The organism is Stenotrophomonas sp. YJH_SMC_65, from assembly GCF_059369475.1.
The window spans coordinates 1-25,228 of sequence record NZ_JCAFSR010000014.1; the positions used below are offsets into that span (position 1 = coordinate 1).

Annotated in this window: 35 protein-coding genes; 31 read left to right on the forward strand and 4 right to left on the reverse strand. The window is 64.4% G+C overall.

What is annotated here, in order from left to right; all coding sequences use genetic code 11:
- From AC5P7A_RS19700 to AC5P7A_RS19840, 29 genes are all read left to right on the forward strand, one after another.
- On the forward strand, positions 1–141 hold a 141-nt coding region (locus tag AC5P7A_RS19700; RefSeq protein ID WP_487247787.1), incomplete at its 5' end, for an EF-Tu C-terminal domain-related protein.
- A gap of 332 nt (positions 142–473) precedes the next feature.
- On the forward strand, positions 474–785 hold the full coding sequence (gene rpsJ, locus AC5P7A_RS19705; RefSeq protein WP_005408208.1) for a 30S ribosomal protein S10: 312 nt from the start codon (positions 474–476) through the stop codon (positions 783–785).
- A gap of 11 nt (positions 786–796) precedes the next feature.
- A complete protein-coding gene (gene rplC, locus AC5P7A_RS19710; RefSeq protein WP_004145336.1) occupies positions 797–1,447 on the forward strand; it encodes a 50S ribosomal protein L3 in 651 nt (216 codons plus the stop codon).
- A gap of 12 nt (positions 1,448–1,459) precedes the next feature.
- Positions 1,460–2,065 carry a 50S ribosomal protein L4 gene (rplD, locus tag AC5P7A_RS19715; RefSeq protein WP_004145337.1) on the forward strand — a complete coding sequence of 202 codons (606 nt, stop codon included), beginning with the start codon at positions 1,460–1,462 and terminating at the stop codon, positions 2,063–2,065.
- Positions 2,062–2,361: a 50S ribosomal protein L23 gene (gene rplW / locus AC5P7A_RS19720; protein ID WP_004145338.1), complete on the forward strand. Its 300-nt coding sequence runs from the start codon at positions 2,062–2,064 to the stop codon at positions 2,359–2,361. Before rplD ends, rplW begins: the two co-directional genes overlap by 4 nt.
- 10 nt (positions 2,362–2,371) lie before the next feature.
- Positions 2,372–3,199 (forward strand): 50S ribosomal protein L2, encoded by an 828-nt coding sequence (rplB, locus tag AC5P7A_RS19725; RefSeq protein ID WP_004145339.1) that lies wholly within the window; start codon positions 2,372–2,374, stop codon positions 3,197–3,199.
- A 6-nt stretch (positions 3,200–3,205) separates the two neighbouring features.
- A complete protein-coding gene (gene rpsS, locus AC5P7A_RS19730; RefSeq protein WP_005415413.1) occupies positions 3,206–3,475 on the forward strand; it encodes a 30S ribosomal protein S19 in 270 nt (89 codons plus the stop codon).
- Positions 3,476–3,487: 12 nt separating this feature from the next.
- Entirely contained in the window at positions 3,488–3,823 is a 336-nt protein-coding gene (gene rplV / locus AC5P7A_RS19735; RefSeq protein WP_004145348.1) for a 50S ribosomal protein L22, read from the forward strand.
- Between the two features lie 18 nt (positions 3,824–3,841).
- The gene (gene rpsC / locus AC5P7A_RS19740; RefSeq protein WP_004145350.1) at positions 3,842–4,576 is read left to right on the forward strand and encodes a 30S ribosomal protein S3; all 735 of its coding nucleotides are present in this window, start codon (positions 3,842–3,844) and stop codon (positions 4,574–4,576) included.
- 5 nt (positions 4,577–4,581) lie between these two features.
- Positions 4,582–4,995: a 50S ribosomal protein L16 gene (gene rplP / locus AC5P7A_RS19745; protein WP_004154486.1), complete on the forward strand. Its 414-nt coding sequence runs from the start codon at positions 4,582–4,584 to the stop codon at positions 4,993–4,995.
- The gene (rpmC, locus tag AC5P7A_RS19750) at positions 4,995–5,180 is read left to right on the forward strand and encodes a 50S ribosomal protein L29 (protein WP_004154487.1); all 186 of its coding nucleotides are present in this window, start codon (positions 4,995–4,997) and stop codon (positions 5,178–5,180) included. The genes rplP and rpmC overlap by 1 nt, the downstream gene beginning before the upstream one ends.
- Before the next feature lie 11 nt (positions 5,181–5,191).
- Positions 5,192–5,461, forward strand: a complete 270-nt coding sequence (gene rpsQ, locus AC5P7A_RS19755; RefSeq protein ID WP_004154489.1) for a 30S ribosomal protein S17 — start codon at positions 5,192–5,194, stop codon at positions 5,459–5,461.
- A gap of 12 nt (positions 5,462–5,473) precedes the next feature.
- Positions 5,474–5,842 carry a 50S ribosomal protein L14 gene (gene rplN, locus AC5P7A_RS19760; RefSeq protein ID WP_010483978.1) on the forward strand — a complete coding sequence of 123 codons (369 nt, stop codon included), beginning with the start codon at positions 5,474–5,476 and terminating at the stop codon, positions 5,840–5,842.
- Positions 5,843–5,858: 16 nt separating this feature from the next.
- Positions 5,859–6,176, forward strand: coding sequence for a 50S ribosomal protein L24 (gene rplX / locus AC5P7A_RS19765; protein WP_004154490.1), 318 nt, complete (start codon positions 5,859–5,861; stop codon positions 6,174–6,176).
- 11 nt (positions 6,177–6,187) lie between these two features.
- Positions 6,188–6,730: a 50S ribosomal protein L5 gene (gene rplE, locus AC5P7A_RS19770; protein ID WP_005415416.1), complete on the forward strand. Its 543-nt coding sequence runs from the start codon at positions 6,188–6,190 to the stop codon at positions 6,728–6,730.
- Positions 6,731–6,748: 18 nt separating this feature from the next.
- Positions 6,749–7,054: a 30S ribosomal protein S14 gene (rpsN, locus tag AC5P7A_RS19775; protein ID WP_005408209.1), complete on the forward strand. Its 306-nt coding sequence runs from the start codon at positions 6,749–6,751 to the stop codon at positions 7,052–7,054.
- Positions 7,055–7,311: 257 nt separating this feature from the next.
- Complete coding sequence (rpsH, locus tag AC5P7A_RS19780) at positions 7,312–7,710, forward strand: 30S ribosomal protein S8 (RefSeq protein ID WP_005408210.1); 399 nt, start codon at positions 7,312–7,314, stop codon at positions 7,708–7,710.
- Positions 7,711–7,728: 18 nt separating this feature from the next.
- Positions 7,729–8,253 carry a 50S ribosomal protein L6 gene (gene rplF, locus AC5P7A_RS19785; RefSeq protein ID WP_014646052.1) on the forward strand — a complete coding sequence of 175 codons (525 nt, stop codon included), beginning with the start codon at positions 7,729–7,731 and terminating at the stop codon, positions 8,251–8,253.
- A gap of 80 nt (positions 8,254–8,333) precedes the next feature.
- Positions 8,334–8,693 carry a 50S ribosomal protein L18 gene (gene rplR, locus AC5P7A_RS19790; RefSeq protein ID WP_169411773.1) on the forward strand — a complete coding sequence of 120 codons (360 nt, stop codon included), beginning with the start codon at positions 8,334–8,336 and terminating at the stop codon, positions 8,691–8,693.
- A 161-nt stretch (positions 8,694–8,854) separates the two neighbouring features.
- Positions 8,855–9,397 (forward strand): 30S ribosomal protein S5, encoded by a 543-nt coding sequence (gene rpsE, locus AC5P7A_RS19795; RefSeq protein WP_005408213.1) that lies wholly within the window; start codon positions 8,855–8,857, stop codon positions 9,395–9,397.
- Positions 9,390–9,581 (forward strand): 50S ribosomal protein L30, encoded by a 192-nt coding sequence (gene rpmD / locus AC5P7A_RS19800; protein ID WP_005408214.1) that lies wholly within the window; start codon positions 9,390–9,392, stop codon positions 9,579–9,581. Before rpsE ends, rpmD begins: the two co-directional genes overlap by 8 nt.
- Positions 9,582–9,587: 6 nt before the next feature.
- Positions 9,588–10,031, forward strand: coding sequence for a 50S ribosomal protein L15 (rplO, locus tag AC5P7A_RS19805; protein ID WP_004154498.1), 444 nt, complete (start codon positions 9,588–9,590; stop codon positions 10,029–10,031).
- A gap of 7 nt (positions 10,032–10,038) precedes the next feature.
- Positions 10,039–11,406, forward strand: coding sequence for a preprotein translocase subunit SecY (secY, locus tag AC5P7A_RS19810; RefSeq protein WP_005415420.1), 1,368 nt, complete (start codon positions 10,039–10,041; stop codon positions 11,404–11,406).
- 347 nt (positions 11,407–11,753) lie between these two features.
- Positions 11,754–12,110 (forward strand): 30S ribosomal protein S13, encoded by a 357-nt coding sequence (gene rpsM / locus AC5P7A_RS19815; RefSeq protein WP_004154500.1) that lies wholly within the window; start codon positions 11,754–11,756, stop codon positions 12,108–12,110.
- Between the two features lie 11 nt (positions 12,111–12,121).
- A complete protein-coding gene (gene rpsK, locus AC5P7A_RS19820) occupies positions 12,122–12,511 on the forward strand; it encodes a 30S ribosomal protein S11 (RefSeq protein ID WP_004145443.1) in 390 nt (129 codons plus the stop codon).
- Between the two features lie 15 nt (positions 12,512–12,526).
- Positions 12,527–13,156, forward strand: a complete 630-nt coding sequence (gene rpsD / locus AC5P7A_RS19825; protein WP_004145446.1) for a 30S ribosomal protein S4 — start codon at positions 12,527–12,529, stop codon at positions 13,154–13,156.
- Positions 13,157–13,211: 55 nt separating this feature from the next.
- Entirely contained in the window at positions 13,212–14,210 is a 999-nt protein-coding gene (locus AC5P7A_RS19830; protein WP_005408216.1) for a DNA-directed RNA polymerase subunit alpha, read from the forward strand.
- Positions 14,211–14,400: 190 nt separating this feature from the next.
- Positions 14,401–14,784, forward strand: a complete 384-nt coding sequence (gene rplQ / locus AC5P7A_RS19835) for a 50S ribosomal protein L17 (protein WP_005408217.1) — start codon at positions 14,401–14,403, stop codon at positions 14,782–14,784.
- Between the two features lie 242 nt (positions 14,785–15,026).
- Entirely contained in the window at positions 15,027–15,533 is a 507-nt protein-coding gene (locus tag AC5P7A_RS19840; RefSeq protein WP_005415421.1) for a disulfide bond formation protein B, read from the forward strand.
- Between the two features lie 104 nt (positions 15,534–15,637).
- On the opposite strand, the gene AC5P7A_RS19845 is transcribed toward AC5P7A_RS19840, so the two are convergent.
- The gene (locus AC5P7A_RS19845; protein ID WP_495220532.1) at positions 15,638–17,761 is read right to left on the reverse strand and encodes a TonB-dependent receptor; all 2,124 of its coding nucleotides are present in this window, start codon (positions 17,759–17,761) and stop codon (positions 15,638–15,640) included.
- Positions 17,762–17,977: 216 nt separating this feature from the next.
- Between AC5P7A_RS19845 and AC5P7A_RS19850 the strand changes: the two genes are divergently transcribed.
- A complete protein-coding gene (locus AC5P7A_RS19850) occupies positions 17,978–19,369 on the forward strand; it encodes a class II 3-deoxy-7-phosphoheptulonate synthase (protein ID WP_495220533.1) in 1,392 nt (463 codons plus the stop codon).
- 360 nt (positions 19,370–19,729) lie between these two features.
- Positions 19,730–20,917, forward strand: a complete 1,188-nt coding sequence (locus AC5P7A_RS19855; protein ID WP_169411760.1) for a mechanosensitive ion channel family protein — start codon at positions 19,730–19,732, stop codon at positions 20,915–20,917.
- A 72-nt stretch (positions 20,918–20,989) separates the two neighbouring features.
- On the opposite strand, the gene AC5P7A_RS19860 is transcribed toward AC5P7A_RS19855, so the two are convergent.
- Genes AC5P7A_RS19860 through typA form a run of 3 tightly spaced genes read right to left on the reverse strand, consistent with a single transcriptional unit; the run spans position 20,990 to position 24,979 of the window.
- Positions 20,990–22,612: an amidase gene (locus AC5P7A_RS19860; RefSeq protein WP_032955869.1), complete on the reverse strand. Its 1,623-nt coding sequence runs from the start codon at positions 22,610–22,612 to the stop codon at positions 20,990–20,992.
- 41 nt (positions 22,613–22,653) lie between these two features.
- On the reverse strand, positions 22,654–23,121 hold the full coding sequence (locus tag AC5P7A_RS19865) for a DUF2127 domain-containing protein (protein WP_032955872.1): 468 nt from the start codon (positions 23,119–23,121) through the stop codon (positions 22,654–22,656).
- Positions 23,122–23,131: 10 nt separating this feature from the next.
- A complete protein-coding gene (gene typA, locus AC5P7A_RS19870) occupies positions 23,132–24,979 on the reverse strand; it encodes a translational GTPase TypA (RefSeq protein WP_046429077.1) in 1,848 nt (615 codons plus the stop codon).
- Positions 24,980–25,228: the final 249 nt, after the last annotated feature.

Genomic DNA, 25,228 nt, shown 5'->3' on the forward strand with positions numbered 1-25,228 from the left:
GAAATGGTGATGCCGGGTGACAACGTCAAGATGGTCGTCACCCTGATCAACCCGGTGGCAATGGACGAAGGCCTGCGCTTCGCCATCCGCGAAGGCGGCCGTACCGTCGGCGCCGGCGTGGTCTCGAAGATCATCGAGTAATCTGGTAGTATCTGCGCCCCGATGTTGCCTGGGTAGGGCATCGGGGCGTATCAAATGGGAAAGCAGGCACAGGATGTGCCTTGTGTTCCCCGGACCAGGAAGGGTCAATGCCATTCAGGCGGCGTCAACAGGCGACTGTTGACAGCTGCCTTGCGTGCCATTATGCTTCTACGTCTGGGCAGGCCGGGAAACTGGTCTGCCTACGTTTTTGAGGTCCATGGAGTGACCTTGTCGGCCTGCAGGACTGCGGGCCGTCCGTATTCAGGAATTTCATGGGGCAAAGCAACCCAGAGGCTTTGTCTGTCGCTCTTTTAACGAAGGAACCTACCGCCATGGCGGACCAAAAGATCCGGATCCGGCTGAAAGCGTTCGATCATCGTCTGATCGACCGTTCGGCCAGCGAGATCGTTGAAACGGCAAAGCGGACCGGCGCGCAAGTGCGTGGCCCGATCCCGCTGCCGACCAAGATCGAGCGTTACACCGTTCTCGTCTCCCCGCACGTCGACAAGGACGCGCGTGACCAGTACGAGACCCGCACGCACAAGCGCGTGCTCGATATCGTTGACCCGAATGACAAGACCGTGGACGCGCTGATGAAGCTCGAACTGGCTGCCGGCGTCGACGTTCAGATCAAGCTGACCTGAGGACTACGACCATGACGAAGAAGTATTCGTTGGGCTTCGTGGGCCGCAAGGCCGGCATGAGCCGCGTGTTCACCGAAGATGGCCGTTCCATCCCGGTGACCCTGATCGAAGCAACCCCGAACCGCATCGCGCAGATCAAGACCGTCGAAACCGACGGCTACAGCGCCGTGCAGGTGACCGTCGGCGCGCGTCGCGCTGCCCTGGTCAACAAGCCGGAAGCCGGCCACTTCGCCAAGGCGAAGGTGGAAGCGGGTCGTGGCCTGTGGGAATTCCGCGTTGAAGACGCGCAGCTCGGCGATTTCGCCGTTGGCGGCGAAGTCAAGGCGGACATCTTCGAAGTCGGCCAGATCGTCGACGTCCAGGGTGTCACCAAGGGTAAGGGCTTCCAGGGCACCATCAAGCGCCACAACTTCCGTATGGGCGATGCAACCCACGGTAACTCGCTGTCGCATCGCGCGCCGGGTTCGCTGGGTCAGCGCCAGACCCCGGGTCGCGTTTTCCCGGGCAAGAAGATGTCGGGCCACATGGGCGCGGTGCAGCAGAGCACCCAGAACCTGGAAGTGGTCAAGGTCGACGTCGAGCGCGGTCTGATCGCCGTTCGCGGCGCCGTTCCGGGCGCGGCGGGTGGCGATGTGATCGTCCGTCCGGCGAGCAAGGCATAAGGAGAGATGACGATGGAACTCGTTATCACGGGTAGCAACAACAAGGTCTCGGTCTCCGACGCCGTGTTCGGTCGCGATTTCAGCGAAGATCTGGTCCACCAGGTCGTCGTTGCCTACCGCAACGCCGGTCGCGCCGGCACCAAGGCACAGAAGACTCGCTCCGAAGTGGCTGGTACCACCAAGAAGTCGAAGAAGCAGAAGGGCGGCGGCGCGCGTCATGGCGCACTGACGGCTCCGATCTTCGTCGGCGGCGGTGTCACCTTCGCGGCCAAGCCGCGCAGCTTCGAGCAGAAGGTCAATCGTAAGCAGTACCGTGCCGCCATGTGCGCGATCCTGTCCGAGCTGAACCGTCAGGGCCGTCTGACCATCGTGGAGTCCTTCGATGTCGAAGTGACCAACACGAAGGGTCTGATCGCCAAGCTGGCCGGCCTGGAAGTGGGCAAGCGCCCGCTGATCGTCACCGAAGAAGCGTCCGAGCACCTGTACCTGTCCGCCCGCAATCTGCCGTACGTGCAGGTGCGTGACGTCCAGGGTCTGGATCCGGTCTCGCTGGTGGGTGCCGACACGGTCGTCATCACCGCTGACGCGGTCAAGAAGGTCGAGGAGTGGCTGGCATGAACAGCAACGAAAAAATCTTCAGCGTGCTGCGTGCCCCGCGTGTCTCCGAAAAGACCGCGCGCCTGCAGGAACTCTCCAACCAGTATGTCTTCGAAGTTTCGAACGAAGCCACCAAGGCCGATGTAAAGGCCGCGGTTGAGCAGCTGTTCGACGTCAAGGTCGAAGCCGTCAACGTGGTCAACGTCAAGGGCAAGAACAAGTCCTTCCGTAACCGTGCTGGCCGCCGCGGCGATTGGCGCAAGGCGTACGTTCGCCTGGCCGACGGCCAGTCGATCGATGTAACGGCCAAGGCCTGAGGTACATCCCATGCCATTGATGAAATTCAAGCCCACTTCCCCCGGCCGCCGTTCGGCCGTGCGCGTGGTTACGCCCGACCTGCACAAGGGTGCTCCGCACGCCGCACTGGTCGAGTCGCAGAGCCGCTCGGGTGGCCGCAACCACCACGGCCGCATCACCGTGCGTCACGTCGGTGGTGGTGCCAAGCAGCACTACCGCATCATCGACTTCAAGCGCAACAAGCTGGGCATCCCGGCGCGCGTGGAACGCATCGAATACGATCCGAACCGCACCGCCCACATCGCCCTGCTGTGCTACGTCGATGGTGAGCGTCGCTACATCATCGCCCCGAAGGGCCTGAAGGCCGGTGATCAGGTGATCGCTGGTTCGGACGCCCCGATCAAGGCCGGCAACACCCTGCCGCTGCGCAACATCCCGGTCGGCACCACCATCCACTGCATCGAGCTGAAGCCGGGCAAGGGCGCTCAGATCGCTCGCGCCGCTGGTGCGGCCGTGCAGCTGGTGGCTCGCGAAGGCATCTACGCCACCCTGCGCCTGCGCTCGGGTGAAATGCGCAAGGTTCCGGTCGAGTGCTGCGCCACCATCGGCGAAGTCGGCAACGACGAGCACAGCCTGGAAAAGCTGGGCAAGGCCGGTGCCAAGCGTTGGCGCGGCGTCCGCCCGACCGTTCGTGGTGCTGCCATGAACCCGGTTGACCACCCGCACGGTGGTGGTGAGGCCAAGGCCGGCCAGGGTAACCCGCATCCGGTCACCCCGTGGGGTGTTCCGACCAAGGGTTACAAGACGCGCCATAACAAGCGCACTCAGCAGTTCATCGTCCGCGATCGTAGGGGCTAATCGACCATGGCACGTTCACTCAAGAAGGGCCCGTTCGTCGATCACCACCTCGTCAAGAAGGTGGAGGCCGCTGCGGGCAGCAAGAAGCCGATCAAGACCTGGTCGCGCCGTTCGATGATCCTGCCTGACATGGTAGGCATCACCATTGCCGTGCATAACGGCAAGAACCACATCCCGGTTCTCGTCAACGAGAACATGGTCGGCCACAAGCTCGGCGAATTTGCCATCACCCGGACCTTCAAGGGTCACGGTGGTGACAAGAAGTCGGGCAAGTAAGGAGAGATGACAATGGAAGCGAAAGCCATCCTGCGCACTGCGCGCATCTCCCCGCAGAAGGCTCGTCTGGTCGCTGACCAGGTGCGCGGTCTGCCGGCCGAACGTGCGGTCAACCTGCTGAAGTTCTCGGACAAGAAGGCTGCCCACCTGATCAAGAAGGTGGTGGAGTCGGCAATTGCCAACGCCGAGAACAACCAGGGCGCCGACGTCGACGAGCTGAAGGTTCAGACCATCATGGTTGATGAAGGTCCGACCCTGAAGCGTTTCATGGCGCGGGCGAAAGGCCGCGGTACCCGCATCCTCAAGCGCACCAGCCACATCACTGTGGTTGTGGGCGCCGCCAAGTAAGCGGATAAGGAAAAGACCATGGGTCATAAAGTTCATCCGATTGGTATCCGCCTCGGCATTTCCAAGGACTGGAACTCCAAGTGGTACGCCAACAAGGCCGAGTTCGCCGGTTACCTGGCAGCCGACCTGAAAGTGCGCGAAATGCTGCGCAAGAAGCTGGCCCAGGCCGGCATCAGCAAGATCCTGATCGAGCGTCCGGCCAAGACCGCTCGCGTGACGATCCACACCGCCCGTCCGGGCGTGGTGATCGGCAAGCGCGGTGAGGACATCGAGAAGCTGCGCAAGGAAGTGAGCGAGATGATGGGCGTCCCGGCGCACATCAACGTCACCGAAGTGCGCAAGCCGGAACTGGACGCGCAGCTCGTTGCCGAGTCGATCGCCCAGCAGCTGGAGCGTCGCATCATGTTCCGCCGTGCAATGAAGCGCTCGGTCGGCAACGCGATGCGCCTGGGTGCCCTGGGCATCAAGGTCAACGTTGGTGGCCGCCTCAACGGTGCTGAAATCGCCCGTTCGGAGTGGTACCGCGAAGGCCGCGTGCCGCTGCACACCCTGCGTGCCGACATCGACTATGGCTTCGCTGAAGCCAAGACGACCTACGGCATCATCGGCATCAAGGTCTGGATCTACAAGGGCGAGGTCTTCGATTTCTCCCAGGTTGGCCAGGAAAAGCAGGACGACACCCCGTCGCGCAACGATCGTCACGATCGCGGCGACCGTGGTGACCGTCAGCGCCCGGCCCGTGAAGCGAGGTAACGACAATGTTGCAACCCAAGCGAACCAAGTACCGCAAGGTACACAAGGGCCGTAACGATGGCCTGAGCTGGAGCGCCAACGCTGTCAGCTTCGGCGAATACGGCCTGAAGGCAACCGCACACGGTCAGCTGACCGCGCGTCAGATCGAAGCGGCCCGCCGCTCGATCAGCCGCTACGTCAAGCGCGGCGGCAAGATGTGGATCCGCGTGTTCCCCGACAAGCCCATCACCAAGAAGCCCATCGAAGTTCGAATGGGTTCGGGTAAGGGTAACGTGGAATACTGGGTGGCCCAGATCCAGCCCGGCCGCATGATCTATGAAATCGAGGGTGTTTCCGAGGAAGTGGCTCGCGAGGCGTTCCGCCTGGCCGCCGCCAAGCTCTCGGTCACCACCACTTTCGTGACCCGTACGGTGCGCTGATGGATATCAAAACTCTCCGTGAAAAGTCGGCTGACGAACTCAAGGCCCACCTGATCGACCTGCGTAAGGAACAGTTCTCTGTCCGTATGCAGCAGGTCACCGGCCAGCTGCCGAAGACCCACGACATTCGCCGGGTCCGTCGCGAGATTGCTCGCGTCAAGACCCTGCTCGGCAGCACGAAGTAAGGATGGCCGCTATGAGCGACAATACTGAAAAGAAGACGCTGCGCACGGTCGAAGGCCGTGTCGTCAGCAACAAGATGGACAAGACGGTTACCGTCCTGGTTGAGCGTCAGGTCAAGCACGCGCTGTACGGCAAGTACATCAAGCGCTCGACCAAGCTGCACGCCCACGATGCCGACAACGCCTGCAAGGAAGGCGATGTCGTCCGCGTGACCGAGATTGCTCCGATGTCCAAGACCAAGAACTGGCGCGTGGTGGAAGTCATCACGCGTGCGGCTGAATAAGGAGTCTGAATCATGATCCAGATGCAGAGCTACCTTGACGTCGCGGACAATTCGGGTGCCAAGCAGGTGATGTGCTTCAAGGTGCTGGGTGGTTCCAAGCGCCGTTACGCCGGCATCGGCGACATCATCAAGGTCACCGTGAAGGATGCGATTCCGCGCGGCAAGGTCAAGAAGGGTGAAGTGTATGACGCCGTCGTGGTGCGTACCCGCAAGGGTGTGCGTCGCGCCGACGGTTCGCTGATCCGCTTCGACGGCAACGCTGCCGTCCTGCTGAACAACAAGCAGGAGCCGATCGGTACCCGTATCTTCGGGCCGGTGACCCGTGAACTTCGTTCGGAGAAGTTCATGAAGATCGTCTCGCTCGCTCCCGAAGTGCTGTGAGCGACAGGAGATAATCATGGCTAACCGTATCAAGAAGGGCGACCAGGTTGTCGTCAACGCTGGCAAGGACAAGGGCAAGCAGGGCGAAGTCGTCCGCGTCGACGGTGACCGTGTGGTCGTCGCCAACGTGAACATCGTCAAGCGCCACACCAAGCCGAACCCGCAGGCAGGTGTTGCCGGCGGCGTGGTCGAGCGCGAAGCTTCGATCCATATCTCCAACGTGAACGTGCTGAACCCGGCTTCGGGCAAGGGCGAACGCGTTGGCTTCAAGGTGCTGGAGGATGGACGCAAACTGCGTGTGTTCCGCTCCAGCGGTGAGGCGCTCGACGCCTGAGGAATGTGAAGATGACTTCCCGTCTCGAAAAGATCTACAAGGAAGAAGTGGTGCCGGCGCTGATGAAGCAGTTCGGCTACACCAATCCGATGGAAGTACCGAAGCTCGTCAAGGTCACCCTGAACATGGGTGTCGGCGAGGCTGCCACCAACAAGAAGATCCTGGAAAACGCCGTCGCGGACATGACCAAGATTTCCGGCCAGAAGCCGGTTGTCACCAAGTCGCGTATCTCGGTTGCGTCGTTCAAGATCCGTGATGGTTGGCCGATCGGCTGCAAGACCACGCTGCGTCGCCACAAGATGTACGAGTTCCTGGACCGCCTGATCAACATCTCGCTGCCGCGCGTGCGCGACTTCCGTGGTGTTTCCGGTCGTTCCTTCGACGGCCGCGGCAACTTCAACATGGGTGTGAAGGAACAGATCATCTTCCCGGAAATCGACTTCGACGCCGTCGACGCGATCCGCGGTATGGATATCGCCATCACCACCACTGCGAAGACCGACGCGGAAGCGAAGGCGCTGCTGGCAGCGTTCAAGTTCCCGTTCCGTAACTGATCTGTCGAGGAAACCGAAATGGCAAAGACCTCCATGGTCAACCGCGACATCAAGCGGGAAAAGCTGGCCAAGAAGTACGCTGAGAAGCGTGCGGCTCTGAAGAAGATCGTGTCCTCCGTGGACGCGACCTACGAAGAGAAGATCGACGCCGCAACCAAGCTGGCCAAGCTGCCGCGCGATTCGTCGCCGAGCCGTCAGCGCAACCGTTGCGAGCTGTCGGGTCGTCCGCGTGGCGTGTACAGCAAGTTCGGCCTCGGCCGCAACAAGCTGCGCGAAGCCACCATGCGTGGCGACGTCCCGGGCCTGCGCAAGGCCAGCTGGTAATCCCAGCCGGCCCTGCGTTCAGCACCCCCTTGCGGGGGTGCTGAACCGGGGGAGGGGGCTGTTCAGCTTCCTTTCTGCGAAAAAACCCGAAGAGCCCGACGCAAGTCGGGCTCTTTTGGCGTATACTCCCGCGTCTTGCCCTGTGCAGACGGGGTTGTAGGAGTGGGCCTGGCCCGCTGCATCAAGGGACCTGGCCCGTTTCCAGGAGACAACAGATTTTCGCGAAAGCGGATATCGGTGCACTCAAAGGTACTCATATGAGCATGACTGATCCCATCGCCGACCTGCTGGTCCGCATCAAGAATGCGGCCGCAGTTGGCAAGCAGACGGTGAAAGCCCCGTCGTCCAAGATCAAGGTTGCGATCGCCCAGGTCCTGAAGGACGAGGGTTACATCACCGACCTGCGCGTGACCCAGCTGGAAAACAACAAGTCCGAGCTGGAAATCGTGCTGAAGTATTTCGAAGGCAAGCCGGTCATCGCGACCCTGAAGCGCTTCTCGCGTTCGGGCCTGCGCCAGTACCGCGGCAAGAGCGAGCTGCCGAAGGTCATGAACGGCCTGGGTATCTCCATCATTTCCACCTCCAAGGGCATCATGACTGATGCGCAGGCGCGCCAGCTGGGCGTCGGCGGCGAAGTCCTGTGCTTCGTGGCCTAAGGCGAAAGGAGTAGAACTATGTCCCGCGTAGCCAAGAAGCCGATCACCCTGGGTAAGGTTGAACTGAACGTCCAGTCGGACAGCGTCACCGCCAAGGGCCCGAAGGGCACCCTGTCGCTGGCCAAGCCGGCCGGCATTGCCATCAACGTCGACAATGGCGTTGCCACCCTGAGCACCGAGAACGCCGAGCTGGTCGCACTGACCGGCACCGTGCGTGCGATCCTGTCCAACATGGTCAAGGGCGTGTCCGAAGGCTTCGAGCGCAAGCTGGAGCTGGTTGGCGTGGGTTACCGCGCTGCCATGCAGGGCAAGGACCTGAGCCTGTCGCTGGGCTTCTCGCACCCGGTCGTGTTCGTGGCGCCGGAAGGCATCACCATCACCACCCCGACCCAGACCGAGATCCTGGTCCAGGGCGCTGACAAGCAGGTCGTCGGTGAAGTCGCCGCCAAGATCCGTGCGTTCCGCAAGCCGGAGCCGTACAAGGGCAAGGGCGTGAAGTACTCCGACGAAGTCATCATCCGTAAGGAAGCCAAGAAGGCGTAAGTGCGAGTCCCTCGCAAGAGCCCGCACATCCATGTGCGGACTCCTCAGGGAGAAGCCCATCCTTCAGCTTTCAAGGAATAATCAAAATGAACAAGAACATCGCCCGCCTGCGTCGCGCCAAGTCGACCCGCGCCCACATCCGTGAGCTCGGCGTCGCCCGCCTGTCGGTGCTGCGCACCGGCCAGCACCTGTACGCCCAGGTCTTCACCGCTGACGGTTCGAAGGTGCTGGCTGCCGCCAACACCACCCAGACCGACGTCAAGGAAGGCCTGAAGAACGGCAAGAACGCCGATGCCGCTGCCAAGGTTGGCCGCATCGTCGCCGAGCGCGCCAAGGCCGCCGGCGTCGAGAAGGTTGCCTTCGATCGTTCGGGCTACCGCTACCACGGCCGCATCAAGGCCCTGGCAGAAGCGGCCCGCGAAGCCGGCCTGCAGTTCTAAGGGACAAGGGCAGGGGGCCGATGGCCTCCTGCCTGCCTGCTCGCCAGCCTGAGCGAGGCTGGACGGCGCCGCTCTTCTGCAGTGGCCCACCGGAACAACGCGTCACTCCACAACCATAAGCGGCCTCGAGCCGTACATACCCAAACAACCAAGGAATCAACATGGCAGAAGAGCGTCAGCAGCGGGGTCGCGATCGCGACCGTAACCGCGAAGAGAAGATCGACGACGGCATGATCGAAAAGCTGGTCGCGGTCAACCGCGTCAGCAAGACCGTCAAGGGTGGCCGCCAGTTCACCTTCACCGCCCTGACCGTTGTCGGCGACGGCGAAGGCAAGGTCGGTTTCGGTTATGGCAAGGCCCGCGAAGTGCCGGTCGCCATCCAGAAGTCGATGGAACAGGCCCGCAAGAACCTGGTCAGCGTTGACCTGAACAACGGCACCCTGTGGCACACCATCAAGGATGGTCACGGCGCAGCCCGCGTGTTCATGCAGCCGGCTTCGGAAGGTACCGGCGTGATCGCCGGCGGTGCCATGCGCGCCGTGCTGGAAGCCGTTGGCGTGAAGAACGTGCTGGCCAAGGCCACCGGTTCGCGCAACCCGATCAACCTGGTGCGTGCCACCGTGAAGGGCCTGTCTGCTGCGCAGTCGCCGGCTCGCATCGCGGCCAAGCGCGGCAAGAAGGTGGAGGAACTCAACCATGGCTAATGAGTCCAACAAGACTGTGAAGGTCCGCCTGGTGCGTGGCCTGCGTGGTACCCAGTCGCGTCACCGCCTGTCGGTGCGTGCCCTGGGCCTGAACAAGCTCAACGATGTGCGTGAACTGAAGGACAGCCCGCAGGTACGCGGCCTGATCAACAAGGTTCAGTACCTCGTCCAGGTTGAGGAGTAATCGACCATGACTCTGCGTCTCAATGAACTGAGCCCGGCACCGGGCGCCCGCACCGAGCGCACCCGCGTCGGCCGCGGTATCGGCTCGGGCCTGGGCAAGACTGCCGGCCGCGGCCACAAGGGTTCGTTCGCCCGTAAGGGTGGCGGCAAGATCAAGGCTGGCTTCGAAGGCGGCCAGACCCCCATGCAGCGTCGTCTGCCGAAGATCGGCTTCCGTTCGCCGATCGCCAAGGACACCGCTGAAGTGCTGCTGTACGCGCTGGACAAGCTGCCGGCCGGTGAGATCGATTTCGCCGCCCTGCGTGCTGCCAAGCTGGTCCCGAGCACCGCAAAGAAGGCCAAGGTCGTCGTCAAGGGCGAAGTGACCAAGGCGTTCACCCTGAAGGGTATTGCTGCCACGGCGGGTGCCAAGGCTGCAATCGAAGCTGCCGGCGGCAGCGTAACGGAGTAAGAAAATCATGGCGCAAGCTGGCATCGGTAACCTCGCGGGCGGAATGGGCAAGTTCACTGAACTTCGCCAACGTTTGCTGTTCGTCGTCGGGGCTTTGATCGTCTATCGCATCGGCTGCTACGTGCCGGTGCCGGGCGTCAATCCCGATGCCATGCTTGCCATGATGCAACAGCAGGGCGGCGGCATCGTGGACATGTTCAACATGTTCTCGGGCGGCGCCCTGCACCGTTTCAGCATCTTCGCGCTGAACGTGATGCCGTACATCTCGGCATCGATCGTGATGCAGCTGGCCGTGCACATCTTCCCCGCCCTGAAGGCGATGCAGAAGGAAGGTGAGTCCGGCCGCCGCAAGATCACCCAGTATTCGCGCATCGGCGCCGTGCTGCTGGCAGTGGTGCAGGGCGGCTCGATCGCGCTGGCCCTGCAGGGCCAGGTCTCGCCGTCGGGCGCTCCGGTCGTGTATGCGCCGGGCATGGGCTTCGTGCTCACTGCCGTGGTCGCACTGACCGCCGGCACCATGTTCCTGATGTGGGTCGGTGAGCAGGTCACCGAGCGCGGCATCGGCAACGGCGTGTCGCTGATCATCTTCGCCGGTATCGTGGCGGGCCTGCCGGGTGCGGTCATCCACACCTTCGATGCCTACCGCGACGGCAACATCCAGTTCATCCAGCTGCTGCTGATCGCCATCGTCGTGCTCGCCTTCACCTTCTTCGTGGTGTTCGTCGAGCGTGGCCAGCGCCGGATCACGGTCAATTACGCGCGCCGCCAGGGTGGTCGCAACGCGTACATGAACCAGACCTCGTTCCTGCCGCTGAAGCTCAACATGGCCGGCGTCATCCCGGCGATCTTCGCCTCGAGCCTGCTGGCCTTCCCGGCCACCCTGGCCATGTGGTCCGGCCAGGCCGCCAACCAGAGCAGCTTCGGCCAGGTCCTGCAGAAGGTCGCCAACGCCCTGGGCCCGGGCGAGCCGCTGCACATGATCGTGTTCGCTGCGCTGATCACCGGTTTCGCGTTCTTCTATACCGCGCTGGTGTTCAACTCGCAGGAAACCGCCGACAACCTGAAGAAGTCCGGTGCGCTGATTCCGGGCATCCGTCCGGGCAAGGCGACCGCCGACTACATCGACGGCGTGCTGACCCGCCTGACCGCGGCCGGCTCGGCGTACCTGGTGATCGTCTGCCTGCTGCCGGAACTGATGCGCACGCAGCTGAACGCCTCGTTCTACTTCGGTGGTACTTCGCTGCTGATCGTGGTGGTGGTGGTGATGGACTTCATCGCCCAGGTGCAGGCGCACCTGATGTCCCACCAGTACGAGAGCCTGCTGAAGAAGGCCAACCTGAAGGGTGGCAACCGCGGCGGTTTTGCCCGCGGCTGATAGGCCTGTTATACTTTCGTCTTCCTGACGTGATGGTCCCTCCGCTTCGCGGACTCCGGCCACACAAACGAAGGGCGGCCCCCGCAGCGGTTCCGGGTGGGGGTGTGATGAGGTGGTCCCGCGCTGGAGTAGCGCGGGCGGCCCCGGGGGAAACCCCAGGTCCAACCCCATCCGGCGCCGGAGCCTGGGCACACTCCCCAGGCCGGGTTCATGAAACCAATGGTTTCACGGGCTTCCATGTAAACCGGAACCTTGTTAGTATCGCTAGTTCACTTTTTTGATCCATCCTGCCGGATTGGCGTGCCCGAGGCGCGCTGTCGGCCATCACTCAGCTGGAGAACCGCGTCATGGCGCGTATTGCAGGCGTCAACCTGCCAGCCCAGAAGCATGTCTGGGTCGGGTTGCAAAGCATTTACGGCATCGGCCGTACCCGTTCGAAGAAGGTCTGCGAAGTCGCAGGCGTTGCTTCGACCACCAAGATCCGCGATCTGTCGGAGCCGGAAATCGAGCGCCTGCGCGCCGAAGTCGGCAAGTACATCGTGGAAGGCGATCTGCGCCGTGAAATCGGTATCGCGATCAAGCGCCTGATGGACCTGGGCTGCTACCGCGGCCTGCGTCACCGTCGTGGCCTCCCGCTGCGTGGCCAGCGCACCCGTACCAACGCCCGCACCCGCAAGGGTCCGCGCAAGGCGATCAAGAAGTAAGGGACTGAGAAATGGCTAAGCCCGCTGCTAAGACCAAGAAGAAGATCAAGCGCGTCGTCACCGACGGCGTTGCCCACGTCCATGCTTCGTTCAACAACACCATCGTCACCATCACCGACCGCCAGGGCAATGCTCTGTCGTGGGCGACCTCCGGTGGCGCTGGCTTCCGCGGTTCGCGCAAGTCGACCCCGTTCGCTGCCCAGGTGGCTGCTGAAAAGGCCGGTCGTGCTGCGCTGGACTACGGCGTGAAGTCGCTGGAAGTCCGCATCAAGGGCCCGGGTCCGGGCCGTGAGTCGGCCGTGCGTTCGTTGAACAACGTCGGCTACAAGATCACCAACATCATCGACGTGACGCCTATCCCGCACAACGGGTGCCGTCCGCCGAAGAAGCGTCGCGTCTAAAGGGAGCGATAAGAAATGGCTCGTTATATCGGTCCTACCTGTAAGCTCGCCCGCCGCGAAGGCGCCGACCTGTCCCTGAAGAGCCCGGCGCGTGCGCTGGACTCGAAGTGCAAGCTGGAGCAGAAGCCCGGCCAGCACGGCGCCACTGCCCGCAAGGGCAAGCTGTCCGACTACGCCACCCAGCTGCGTGAAAAGCAGAAGGTCAAGCGTATCTACGGCCTGCTGGAGCGTCAGTTCCGCAACTACTACAAGAAGGCCTCGACCAAGAAGGGCAACACCGGCGAGAACCTGCTGCAGCTGCTGGAAACCCGCCTGGACAACGTCGTCTACCGCATGGGCTTCGCCGTGACCCGTCCGGCTGCCCGTCAGCTGGTGTCGCACCGCGGCGTCACCGTGAATGGCAAGTCGGTCAACCTGGCTTCGTACCAGGTCAAGGCTGGCGACGCCATCGCCCTGTCTGAAAAGGCTGCCAAGCAGCTGCGCGTCCAGGAAGCCCTGACCGTCGCCGCCCAGCATGACCTGAGCCCGTCGTGGGTTGAAGTGGATTCCGGCAAGTTCACCGGCATCTTCAAGGCTGTTCCGGATCGTTCGGATCTGCCTGCGGACATCAACGAAGCGCTGATCGTCGAGCTGTATTCGAAGTAATTCACATTGGAGAGCCCCCGGCGACGGCCGGGGGTTCACTAGGAGAACCCGCAACATGACGGTTACCGCCAACCAGGTTCTGCGTCCTCGCGGTCCGCAGATCGAACGCCTTACCGACACCCGTGCAAAGGTCGTTATCGAACCTTTGGAGCGGGGTTACGGGCATACGCTGGGTAATGCCCTGCGTCGCGTGCTGCTGTCGTCCATCCCGGGCTTCGCCATCACGGAAGTCGAAATCGACGGCGTGTTGCATGAGTACACCACGGTCGAAGGTCTGCAGGAGGACGTGCTCGAAGTCCTGCTGAACCTGAAGGACGTGGCCATCCGTATGCACTCCGGCGACAGCGCCACCCTGTCCCTGTCCAAGCAGGGCCCGGGCGTTGTCACCGCTGCCGACATCAAGGTCGACCACAATGTGGAGATCCTGAACGGAGACCATGTGATCTGCCACCTGACCAAGGATACGGCGATCAACATGCGTCTGAAGATCGAACGTGGTTTCGGCTACCAGCCGGCTGCCGCGCGTCGTCGTCCGGACGAAGAAACCCGTGCCATCGGCCGCCTGGTCCTGGATGCCTCGTTCTCGCCGGTCCGCCGTGTCGCCTACGCCGTGGAAGCGGCGCGTGTCGAACAGCGTACCGACCTGGACAAGCTGGTCATCGATATCGAGACCAACGGCACCATCGATGCCGAGGAAGCCGTGCGCACCGCCGCCGACATCCTCAGCGACCAGCTGTCGGTGTTCGGTGACTTCACCCACCGCGACCGCGGTGCGGCCAAGCCGGCCAACAACGGCGTGGATCCGGTGCTGCTGCGCCCGATCGACGATCTGGAGCTGACCGTGCGTTCGGCCAACTGCCTGAAGGCTGAAAGCATCTACTACATCGGCGATCTGATCCAGAAGACCGAAGTGGAGCTGCTGAAGACCCCGAACCTGGGCAAGAAGTCGCTCACCGAGATCAAGGAAGTGCTGGCTCAGCGCGGCCTGTCCCTCGGCATGAAGCTGGAGAACTGGCCGCCGGCCGGCGTCGCCAGCCACGGCATGCTGGGCTGATATCGGTAATGCCTGGAGGCTCCACCGCTCGCGGTGGAGCCTTCAACGCAACACACCATGCCACGACGAACCGCAGGTTCGCGGGCAGGTCGTCCAGGACGGGCGGCCAGGACCAACCGCAGTCCGCGCAGTAACGCCAGGATGGCGACAACGATCCACACAGCCGCATCATTAACCAAGGAATATCACCATGCGTCACCAGAAGTCTGGCCGTAAGTTCAGCCGCACCAGCGCGCACCGCGAAGCGATGTTCAAGAACATGGCCGCCTCGCTGTTCAAGCACGAGCTGATCAAGACCACCCTGCCGAAGGCCAAGGAACTGCGCCGCGTTGCCGAGCCGCTGATCACTCTGGCCAAGGTCGACTCGGTCGCCAACCGCCGTCTGGCCTTCGCCCGCCTGCGCGACAACGAAGCCGTGGGCAACCTGTTCACCATCCTGGGCCCGCGCTACGCGAACCGTCCGGGCGGCTACCTGCGCCTGCTGAAGTGCGGTTTCCGCGCCGGCGACAACGCACCGATGGCCTACGTCGAGCTGGTTGACCGTCCGGTCGTGGCCGAGGAAGTGGCCGAGTAATCGGACCGCTCCAACGCGACACAGCGAAAGCCCGGCGCCTGCCGGGCTTTTGCGTTTCCCGGGGTCGGAGCCCTTTCCGCAGGAAAGGGCTCTGACCCCAAGCAGGCAGCACCGCAGGTCAGATCCCTTTGCATTCGCAAAGGGATCCGACCCGCACCGTTCCGACAGGCGTCACCTGTGGCGGTTCGAACGGGGCGCGCTCTCGGTTACGCTTGGCGTCTTGATCCATTCGAGCGTTGACGATGAATCCACTGCGCTGGCCCTTCCGCGCCCAGTTCTTCCTGGGCTTCCTGATCTGCGCGGGCCTGCTCGGCTACGCGATCTTCCTGCAGCTGAAGATGGGCCTGGAGCCGTGCCCGCTGTGCATCTTCCAGCGCCTGGCTTTTGCCGCGCTGGGCCTGTTGTTCCTGATCGGTGCGCTGCACGGGCCGTCCAACCGTCCCGGGCGCGCCACCTACGGCGTGCTCGCCTTCATCGCGGCGGCCGTCGGCGTGGGCATCGCTGCGCGCCACGTCTACGTGCAGATGCTGCCGCCGGAGATGGGCGCGACCTGTGGCCCGCCGCTGAGCTTCCTGCGCGAGACCATGGGGCCGCTGGAAGTGTTCCGCACGGTGCTGACCGGTACCGGCAACTGCGGCAACATCGACTGGACGTTCCTGGGCCTGACCATGCCGATGTGGTCGGGCGTGTGGTTCGTGCTGCTGGCGCTGTGGGCACTGGTGGTGTCGCTGCGCAAGGTCAAGCGCTGAAGCAGAATGGGGTCGGATCCCTTTGCATCGCAAAGGGCTCTGACCCCATTCCCGGTGCGGGGTCAGAGCCCTTTCCTGCGGAAAGGGATCCGACCCCTGTCTCGTCAGAAGTCCTGCTGCAGGCTCAGGTAGGCGCCGCGGCGCGGTCCCCATTGCGGGGCGAACACGCCGACACCGCCGCCATCGCGCAGCTGGTAGCTGCGATCCAATGCGTTGATCACGGCCAGCTGCACGTGCAGCGGATGGCCACTGTCGGCATTGAAATCATGCCCGGCGCTGAGGTTCACCTGCAGGTAGGACGGCAGCTCGCCGCCGTTGGGCACGCCCTCGATATCCGAACGCAGGCCGCTGCCGAACACGTAGTTGGCACCGACCCGGTTGTGCCCGGCGAAGGCGTAGCTGAAGCCCCCCGACGACGTCAGCTTCTGGTCGTGGTCCAGGTGGATCCAGTGGTCGGCCACATAGGCCAGCGCGTCCGGATCGAGGTTGTACTGGCTGGTGATGACCTGGGTGCCGATGGCCTTGTTGTACGCCGCGTTGAAGTAGGCGCTGAACGGACCGCTGCTGTAGTCGGCACTGAACTCCAGCCCACGGATATGGCCGCGGCGGTAGTTGAACGTCGAGTAGATGTAGGCGGCGCCGAACTGGCCTTCGTCCTGCAGACGCGCGACGCGGCGGTCGTACGCGTCCAGGCCCAGGGTCAGGTGTTCACCCAGCTGCTGCGAGACGCCGATGTCGTAGTAGTCGCTGCGTTCGGCCAGCGGAATGTTGTTGCCGCCGCCCGGCTGCTGGTTGGTGGTGCCGTCGTACAGGGCGATATCGCTGCTGGCGATCAGCTCACTGGCCGGTGGCGTGAAGTAACGCGAATAGCCGGCATGCACGGTGGTGCTGTCGCTGGCATTCCAGACCGCGCCCAGGCGGGGGCTGAGCTGGCCCTCGGTGCGGCCGAAGGCCTTGTAGCGATCACCACGCAGGCCGTAGTTCACTGTCCAGTCGTCGCCGATCTTCCACTCATCCTGCACGTACACCGCCAGCGTGCTGGCGTGGAAGGCGCTGCGGTCTGGAATCAGCAGTGGCGTGGTGCTGGATTGCTGGCCGGCGCCATCGACCGGGAACACCCAGCTGTTGTTGCTGGCGCGCGCATTCTCGTAGTTGCCGTACAGGCCGTATCGCAGCGTGTGGTCGTTGCCCAGCGGGGTGGAGAGGTCGGCCTGCAGCGTGTTGGCGCGGTTGCTGCGCTGGACCTGGGAGGCGACGCCACTGAATACCAGATCGCCGATGACATCCGGGTTGAACGCCGCGTCGCTGTAGCGCTGCCCGGCGGACAGCTGGTAGGCGGTGCCGCCCAGCGTGCCCTGCAGCACCAGCATGCCGAAGCGGGTGGTCTCGCGCTGGGTTTCATCCAGCTGGCTGGAGTCGAAGGTGGTCGTGTCCAGGTAACCGAACTGCGGGGTCTGCCCGGGATTGACCGGGATCTGGAAGCGATTGTTGGCAAAGCCGGCGAACACGCTCAGGCGGGTGTTCTCGTTGACCAGGTAGGTCAGGTCGGCGAAGGCTTTGCCCTGGTGCGTGTCGTCGTGCAGCGGCTTGCGCGAGCGGGTCGGGTTCTCCAGGCCGACCTCGTTCTGGTCGTAGTTGCCGGTCAGGAACCAGCTCCAGCGCCCTTGATTGCCCCACCACGAGGCATTCGGATTGATCTTGCCGAACGAGCCTGCGGTCAGACCGGCGCTGCCGCCATTGCCGAGCTCGGCGCCGCTGCGGGTGGTGATGTCGACCACCGCAGCGGTGCGCTCGCCGAACTGCGCCGGCAGCGCCCCGTCCATCAGGCGGATGCTCTTGATGGTGCGGGCATCCAGGGTCTGGCCGAAGCCGGAGATCGATTCGGGCAGCAGTACGCCGTTGATGCGGTACTGCAGGTTCGCGTGGTCGCCGCGCACGTGCACGCCACCGTAGGAATCCTGGACCACGCCCGGAGCCTGCAGCAGCACCTGGCTGAGCGGCGCGGAGGCACCCAGCGGCTGCTTCTGGATGTCCTCGGCGGTGATCTGGTACTGGCTGCTGCCGATGTCCGGCGACAGCGCATTGCGGGCCTGGTCGAGCTGGGCGCTGACAGTGACCGTGTCGAGGTCCTTCACGGGAGCGGCGGCATCGGCGGCCATAGCGAGGCTGGGCAGACTGGCCAGGGTCAGGGCGAAGGTAATGCCGGTAGCGAGCAGGGAGGGCTTCATGGCAGATAGGCTGTGGAAGGGGCCGACGGGGATGCAGTGTTACTTCGTAACAGTGCGTGGCGAATCATGCGCCTGTCCGGGCGGCCGTGGCCATGCGGTTTCTGGCCGATCGCGATGCCCTTTCCCCGGCGTTCAGTCATGTGCAGGGCGTGCCCAGCCCTTTGCGCCAGCGGCTGGCTCTGCGACCATGACCGCCCCCCTCCCCGGAAGTCTGCAATGAGCCTGTCCGCCGTTCCGCCCGTCCTCGATCCTGCCGCGACCGCCGCTGGCGCTGCCTGGTCGCCGGAGAGCTGGCGCGGCAAGACCGCGCTGCAGATGCCGACCTACCCGGACCCGGTGGCGCTGGACGCTGCACTGCATGAGCTGAAGCGCCTGCCGCCGCTGGTCACTTCGTGGGAGATCCTGGCGCTGAAGCAACAGTTGGCCGAGGCCCAGGAAGGCAAGCGTTTCCTCCTGCAGGGCGGCGACTGCGCCGAGAACTTCAGCGACTGCGAATCGGGCACGATTTCCAACCGGTTGAAAGTGCTGCTGCAGATGAGCCTGGTGCTGGTGCATGGCCTTCGCCAGCCGGTGATCCGCGTCGGGCGCTTTGCCGGCCAGTACGCCAAGCCGCGTTCGGCCGATACCGAGACCCGCGGCGGCGTGACCCTGCCCAGCTACCGCGGCGATGTGATCAATGCGCCGGCGTTCACCGAGGCGGCGCGCCTGCCGGATCCGAAGCGGATGCTGCAGGCGCATGCGCATTCGGCGATGACCATGAACTTCGTGCGTGCGCTGATCGATGGCGGCTTCGCCGACCTGCATCATCCGGAGTACTGGAACCTGGAGTGGGTGCGGCATTCGCCGCTGGCCGCCGAGTACCAGAAGATGGTGGCGTCGATCGGTGACGCGGTGCACTTCATGGAAACCCTGGCCGGGGCCCGCGTGCACAACCTCAACCGCATCGACTTCTACACCTCGCATGAAGCGCTGCTGCTGCCCTACGAGCAGGCGCTGACCCGGCAGGTGCCGCGCCAGCAGGGCTGGTTGAACCTGAGCACGCATTACCCGTGGATCGGCATGCGCACCGCCGCGCTTGACGGCGCGCACGTGGAATACCTGCGTGGCGTGCGCAATCCGATTGCGATCAAGGTCGGCCCGTCGGTGACGCCGGACCAGCTGCTGCGCCTGATCGATGTGCTCAACCCGCATGACGAGCCGGGTCGACTGAGCTTCATCCACCGCATGGGTGCAGCGCAGATTGCCGATAAGCTGCCGCCGCTGCTGGATGCGGTCAAGCGCGATGGCCGTCGCGTGCTGTGGGTGTGTGACGCGATGCATGGCAATACCGAGAGCACCGCCAATGGCTTCAAGACGCGCCGCTTCGACAACGTGCGTGGCGAAGTGGAGATGTCGTTCGATCTGCATGCGGCCGCAGGCACGCGACTGGGCGGTGTGCACCTGGAACTGACCGGCGAAGACGTGACCGAATGCACCGGTGGCGCGCGCGAACTGACCGAGCGCGACCTGGAACGCGCGTATCGTTCGACGGTGGACCCGCGGTTGAACTACGAGCAGTCGCTGGAGATCGCGATGGCGATCGTGCGCAAGCAGGAGCAGGTGCGGTAAGGGCGTTGCGGCAGGGCTTGCAGCCCTGCACCTGCTGACGCAACGGCAACGGCAACGGCAACGGCCTAAGCAACGGCAACAGCATGCATTCCGTGGGATGGCGGGGCGATGTGGGCAGGCAGGACACGCCGTGAACCCCCCTCCGGGGTCCGGCCCAGCCGCCAGCGGCTGGGCCGGACCCCGGAGGGGGGTTCACGGCGTCTCCCGCAACCGGACCGACCCCGCCATCCCTCGGAATGCACGCTGTTGCTGTTGCTGTTGAGGTTGCCGGCCAGCGGCCGGCACTACCGCAGGTGCAGGGCTGCAAGCCCTGCCGACCAACACGCTGCTTACGAACGACTGACGTGGCGCTCATGCGCCATGCGCGAGTCTGTCCACTTGGCTGTTCGAGTGGAGGTGGCAACGGTGCACTGGCAAAGCGCACAGGCATACGCATGGCCGTTGGGATTGGCCGTAGTGGTGGGCGGCATCGGCGCGTGGCTGATCCTGTGGATCTACCATCGGCTGAAGGGGCGCGATCGTCGGCGCGCGCGTATCGGGCGTGTGCTCGGGCTGCCGATGGCCACCGCATGGCCGCTGCTGCTGTTGATCCCTGCATTGCAGGCCACGCCGCTGCAGGATCCCGTTCTGGGCAACCTGCAACGGGTGCTGCATATCGCGCTGACCGCGTGCTTCATCTGGCTGCTGGTGCGGGCGGTGGCGGCGGGCGAACGTGCCATCCTGCGCAGCCATCCCATCGATGTCTCCGACAACCTGGAGGCGCGCCGCATCCAGACCCAGACGCGGGTGCTCAGCCGCGTGCTGATGGGCGGCATCATCGTGCTGGGCGCGTCGCTGGTGCTGCTGACCTTCCCCATGGTGCAGAAGATCGGCACCGCGCTGCTGGCCTCGGCGGGCCTGATCGGCCTGGTGGCCGGTATCGCTGCAAAGCCCGTGTTCGGCAATCTGATCGCCGGCCTGCAGATCGCAGTGACGCAGCCGATCCGGCTGGATGATGTGGTGATCGTCGAAGGCGAGTGGGGGCGCATCGAGGAGATCGGCAGCAGCTATGTGGTGGTGCGCATCTGGGATGAGCGGCGAATGGTGGTGCCGCTGACCTGGTTCATCGAGAACCCCTTCCAGAACTGGACGCGGCGCAGCGCCGACCTGCTCGGCACCGCGTTCCTGTGGCTGGACTATCGTGCCCCGGTGGCAGCGATCCGTGCCGAGCTGGAACGCATCTGCCGCGGTGAAGCGCTGTGGGATGGCCGGGTCTGCGTGACCCAGGTGACCGAGACCAGCGAGCGCGCGATCCAGGTGCGCCTGCTGGTCAGTGCGCGCAGCTCCGGTGATGCCTTCGATCTGCGCTGCCTGGTGCGCGAACGCATGCTCGATTTCCTCGCGCGCGAGCATCCGCAGTCGCTGCCGCAGGTGCGTGCGCGGCTGCAGCATGCAGACGAACTGGACATGCCGCGCGGTCCACGTGCGCGCACTGCGGATGTGCGTTCGCCGGGGGCTGAAGACGGTGAGGCGGCGATCGTGCCGGTAGAGCCCGACCAGCCGCTGTAGAGCCGAGCCATGCTCGGCTGCTTTCGATTTTCCGTTGAAGCCGAGCGTGGGCTCGGCTCTACAGAAACACGATCACGGCTCGCCGGCGTCGATCAGGGTGTCGGTGTCGAAGTGCGGCGGGCGTCGCGCGCGGGTGCGCTGTTCGTAGGCGTAGGCCATTTCGATCAGCTTCGGTTCGCTCCAGGCGGTGCCCATGAACAGCAGGCCGACCGGCAGGCCATTGATCTGGCCCATCGGCACGCTGAGGCTGGGATAGCCGGCGACGGCGGCGGCGCTGTAGCTCTCGCCGGGGAAGTCGTCGCCTTCGCTGCGGATCGGCCACGCCACACCGGTGGTCGGCGCCACCAGGGCATCGAGCTGGTGGGCGGCGAGGGCGGCGTCGATGCCTTCCGCGCCGGCCAGCCGGCGCGCATCGCTGCGTGCACGGATATAGGCGGGGTCGGCCAGGCCGGCGGTAGCGTCGGCCGCCACCAGCAGTTCCTGGCCGAACAGGCCCAGCTCCTGCTTGCTGTGCGCCTGGTTGAAGGCGATCAGGTCGGCCAGGCTGCGTAGTGGCGCGCGATGGGTGCTGAAGTAGCGCTCCAGCCCGGCCTTGAATTCGTACAGCAGCACCGTGCGTTCCGCCTCGGCCCAGGCGCCCTGGTTGGGCAGCTCCACCGGCACCACGAAGGCACCCGCCCGGCGCAGCTCGGTGGCCGCCTGTTCGATCAGCGGTGGCATGCCGCGGTATTTCAGCAGCGGTGTCTGCAGCAGGCCGATGCGCTTGCCACGCAGGCCCTGCGGGTCCAGGCGCGCGGTGTAGTCGTACACCGCGCGGCCAGGCATGGTCGCCGTGGCCGGGTCGGCATCGTCGCGGCCGGCGATAGCGGTCAGCACGGCTGCAGCGTCGGCGACGCTGCGGGTCATCGGTCCTGCGGTGTCCTGGCTGAAGGAAATCGGGATGATGCCCTCGCGGCTGACCAGGCCGACGGTCGGCTTGAGGCCGACGATGCCATTGACCGCCGCAGGGCAGACGATGCTGCCGTCGGTTTCGGTGCCGATCGCCACGCTGGCCAGGTTGGCGGCGACCGCCACCGCGCTGCCGCTGCTGGAGCCGCAGGGCGAGTGGCTGAGGCGATAGGGATTGCGGGTCTGGCCGCCGCGTGCGCTCCAGCCGGACACCGAATCGTTGCCGCGGAAATTGGCCCACTCGCTGAGATTGGTCTTGCCCAGCACCACCGCGCCGGCGTCGCGCAGCCGGCGCACCAGGTAGGCGTCGTCCGGGCGGAACCCCTGCAGGGCCAGCGAGCCGGCGCTGGTGGCCATCGGGGCGGCGTTGATGTTGTCCTTCAGCAGTACCGGAATGCCGTGCAGCGGGCCGCGCAGGCGTCCATCACGGCGCTCGCGGTCGCGCGCAGCGGCTTCCTTCAGTGCATCCGGGTTGAGCTCGATCACCGCGCGCAGGCGCGGCCCGGTGCGGTCCAGGGTGGCGATGCGCTGCAGGTAGGCCTGGGTCAGGGTGGTGCTGTCCAGCTCACCGGCGCTCATCCGCGCCTGCAGGTCGGTGACATCGGTTTCGGCGTACGGGAACGGCACGTTGCGGCTCGCGGGTTCGGCCGCATGCGCGCTGGACGCGGCCGGGCTGCAGCCAGCCGAAAGCAGCGCAGGCAGCGCGGCAAGCAGGCAGGTCAGCAGAGGCGGCAAGGACGGGCGCATGGGGCGGCTTGGTCGGCTCCAATCCCCAGTGTAGCCGGTGCTCAGCGGTGGCGCTTGCGCAGGTCGCGGGCGAGGACGTAGACCACGATCAGGTTGATCGCCAGGATCGTCCACGATGGCCAGCCGGGATGGCGGATGATCGCGAAGATGTCGAAAGGCAGGTACAGGGAGGCGGTCAGGCAGCCCAGCCAGGAGGCCCAGGCCTTGGCCCGCCACAGGCCCCAGGCTTCGACCAGGTGCAGCAGGCCGTAGCCGATCATCCCCGCCGCGGCCAGGTGGACCGCGTCGGGGCTGATCATGTGCAGCAGCGAGGGCAGGGTGCCATGGTCCGGATCCAGGCTGAAACGCCGGATCAGGACCATGATGCCGTGCCGCAGCGGCTGCGGTCCGAGCACTTCCAGCCCGGTGGCGGCCAACAGCGCCAGCATCGCCTTGCTCGCTTCGAGCAGGGCGATGACGTGGAGGCCCGGATGCCGGTGCGGATCCGGGTTGTAGCCGCTCTGGTCCACGGGTGCTGGCTCAGCCGCCGCGCGAAGCCTTCTTGCGGTCGCTTTCGGTCAGGAACTTCTTGCGCAGACGGATCTCCTTGGGGGTGATCTCGACCAGCTCGTCGTCTTCGATGAAGTCCAGGGCCTGTTCCAGCGAGTACTTGATCGCCGGGGTCAGCTGGATCGCGTCGTCCTTGCCCGAAGCGCGCATGTTGGTCAGCGGCTTGGTCTTGATCGCGTTGACGGTCAGATCGTTGTCCTTGGAGTGGATGCCGACCAGCTGGCCTTCATACACGTTGTCGCCTTCGGCAGCGAAGAGCTTGCCGCGCTCCTGCAGCGGACCCAGCGAGTAGGCGGGAGTGACGCCTGGCGCATTGGCGATCATCACGCCGTTGATGCGCTTGGCGATCGCGCCCTGTTCCTTCGGACCGTAATGGTCGAACACGTGGAACAGCAGGCCCGAACCCTGGGTCAGGGTCTTGAACTCGTTCTGGAAACCGATCAGGCCACGGGCCGGGATCTGGTATTCCAGGCGCACACGGCCCTTGCCGTCCGGTTCCATGTTCTTCAGCTGGCCCTTGCGGGTACCCAGCTTTTCCATCACGCCGCCCTGGTGGATTTCTTCGATGTCCACCACCAGCTGCTCGATCGGCTCCATCATCTGGCCGTCGATTTCCTTGATGATCACTTCCGGGCGCGACACCGCCAGCTCGTAGCCTTCACGGCGCATGTTCTCGATCAGCACCGACAGGTGCAGTTCGCCGCGGCCGGAGACCAGGAACTTGTCGGCGTCTTCCAGCTGTTCGACCTTCAGTGCCACGTTGTGGACCTGCTCGCGGTCCAGGCGGTCCTTGATCTGGCGGCTGGTCAGGAACTTGCCACCGGACAGGTCCTTGTTGCCGGCGAACGGCGAGTTGTTGACCTGGAAGGTCATCGAGATGGTCGGCTCGTCGACGGTCAGCGCCGGCAGGGCTTCGGGGGTATCCGGGTGGCACAGGGTGTCGGAGATGGTCAGCTCCGGAATGCCGGAGATGGCCACGATGTCACCGGCCTCGGCCGTCTCCTGCTCGATGCGCTCCAGGCCCAGGAAGCCCAGCACCTGGGCGACCTTGCCGTTGCGCTTCTTGCCTTCACGGTCGATGACGGCGACCTGCATGTTCTTCTTCAGGGTGCCGCGCTGGATGCGGCCGATGCCGATCACGCCCACGAAGTTGTTGTAGTCCAGCTGGCTGATGCGCATCTGGAACGGGCCTTCCGGGTCCACTTCCGGACGCGGGGCGTGCTGCATGATCGCTTCGTACAGCGGGGTCATGTCGCCGTCGCGCACGGTGTCTTCCAGGCCGGCGTAGCCGTTCAGGGCCGAGGCGTAGACGATCGGGAAGTCCAGCTGCTCATTGGTGGCGCCGAGCTTGTCGAACAGGTCGAAGACCTGGTCGATCACCCATTCCGGGCGCGCGCCCGGACGGTCGATCTTGTTGACCACGACGATCGGCTTGAAGCCCATCGCGAAGGCCTTCTGGGTGACGAAGCGGGTCTGCGGCATCGGGCCGTCCATCGCATCGACCAGGATCAGCACGGTGTCGACCATCGACAGCACGCGCTCGACCTCACCACCGAAGTCGGCGTGGCCGGGGGTGTCGACGATGTTGATCCGGTTCTTGATGCCGGTCTTCTTGTCTTCCCAGGTGATGGCGGTGTTCTTGGCCAGGATGGTGATGCCGCGTTCCTTTTCCTGGTCGTTGCTGTCCATCACGCGCTCGGCGAGGACGGTACGCTCGGACAGGGTGCCGGACTGCTTCAGCAGCTGGTCGACCAGGGTGGTCTTGCCATGGTCGACGTGGGCGACGATGGCGATGTTGCGAAGATTTTCGATGGACATACGAAAGGGGGCCAGTCGGCGCCGGATTTGGAAAAAGAAGTCCAACATTATACGTCGAACTTGACGATTCGCGAAAAGGTGGATTTCACGCCTGTCACGGGGCCCATTCAGCTGGGCATCCGCCGCCCCGGCCGGGGCCGCCAGGACCCGGCTGCGCGGCTCCCCGTCCGGGGGCTGAAGCGGGGCGCTTCACCAATGGTCGAAGCCGCCGCCGACACGAGGCGGGTGTAAACTAGGTGGCTAGACGCA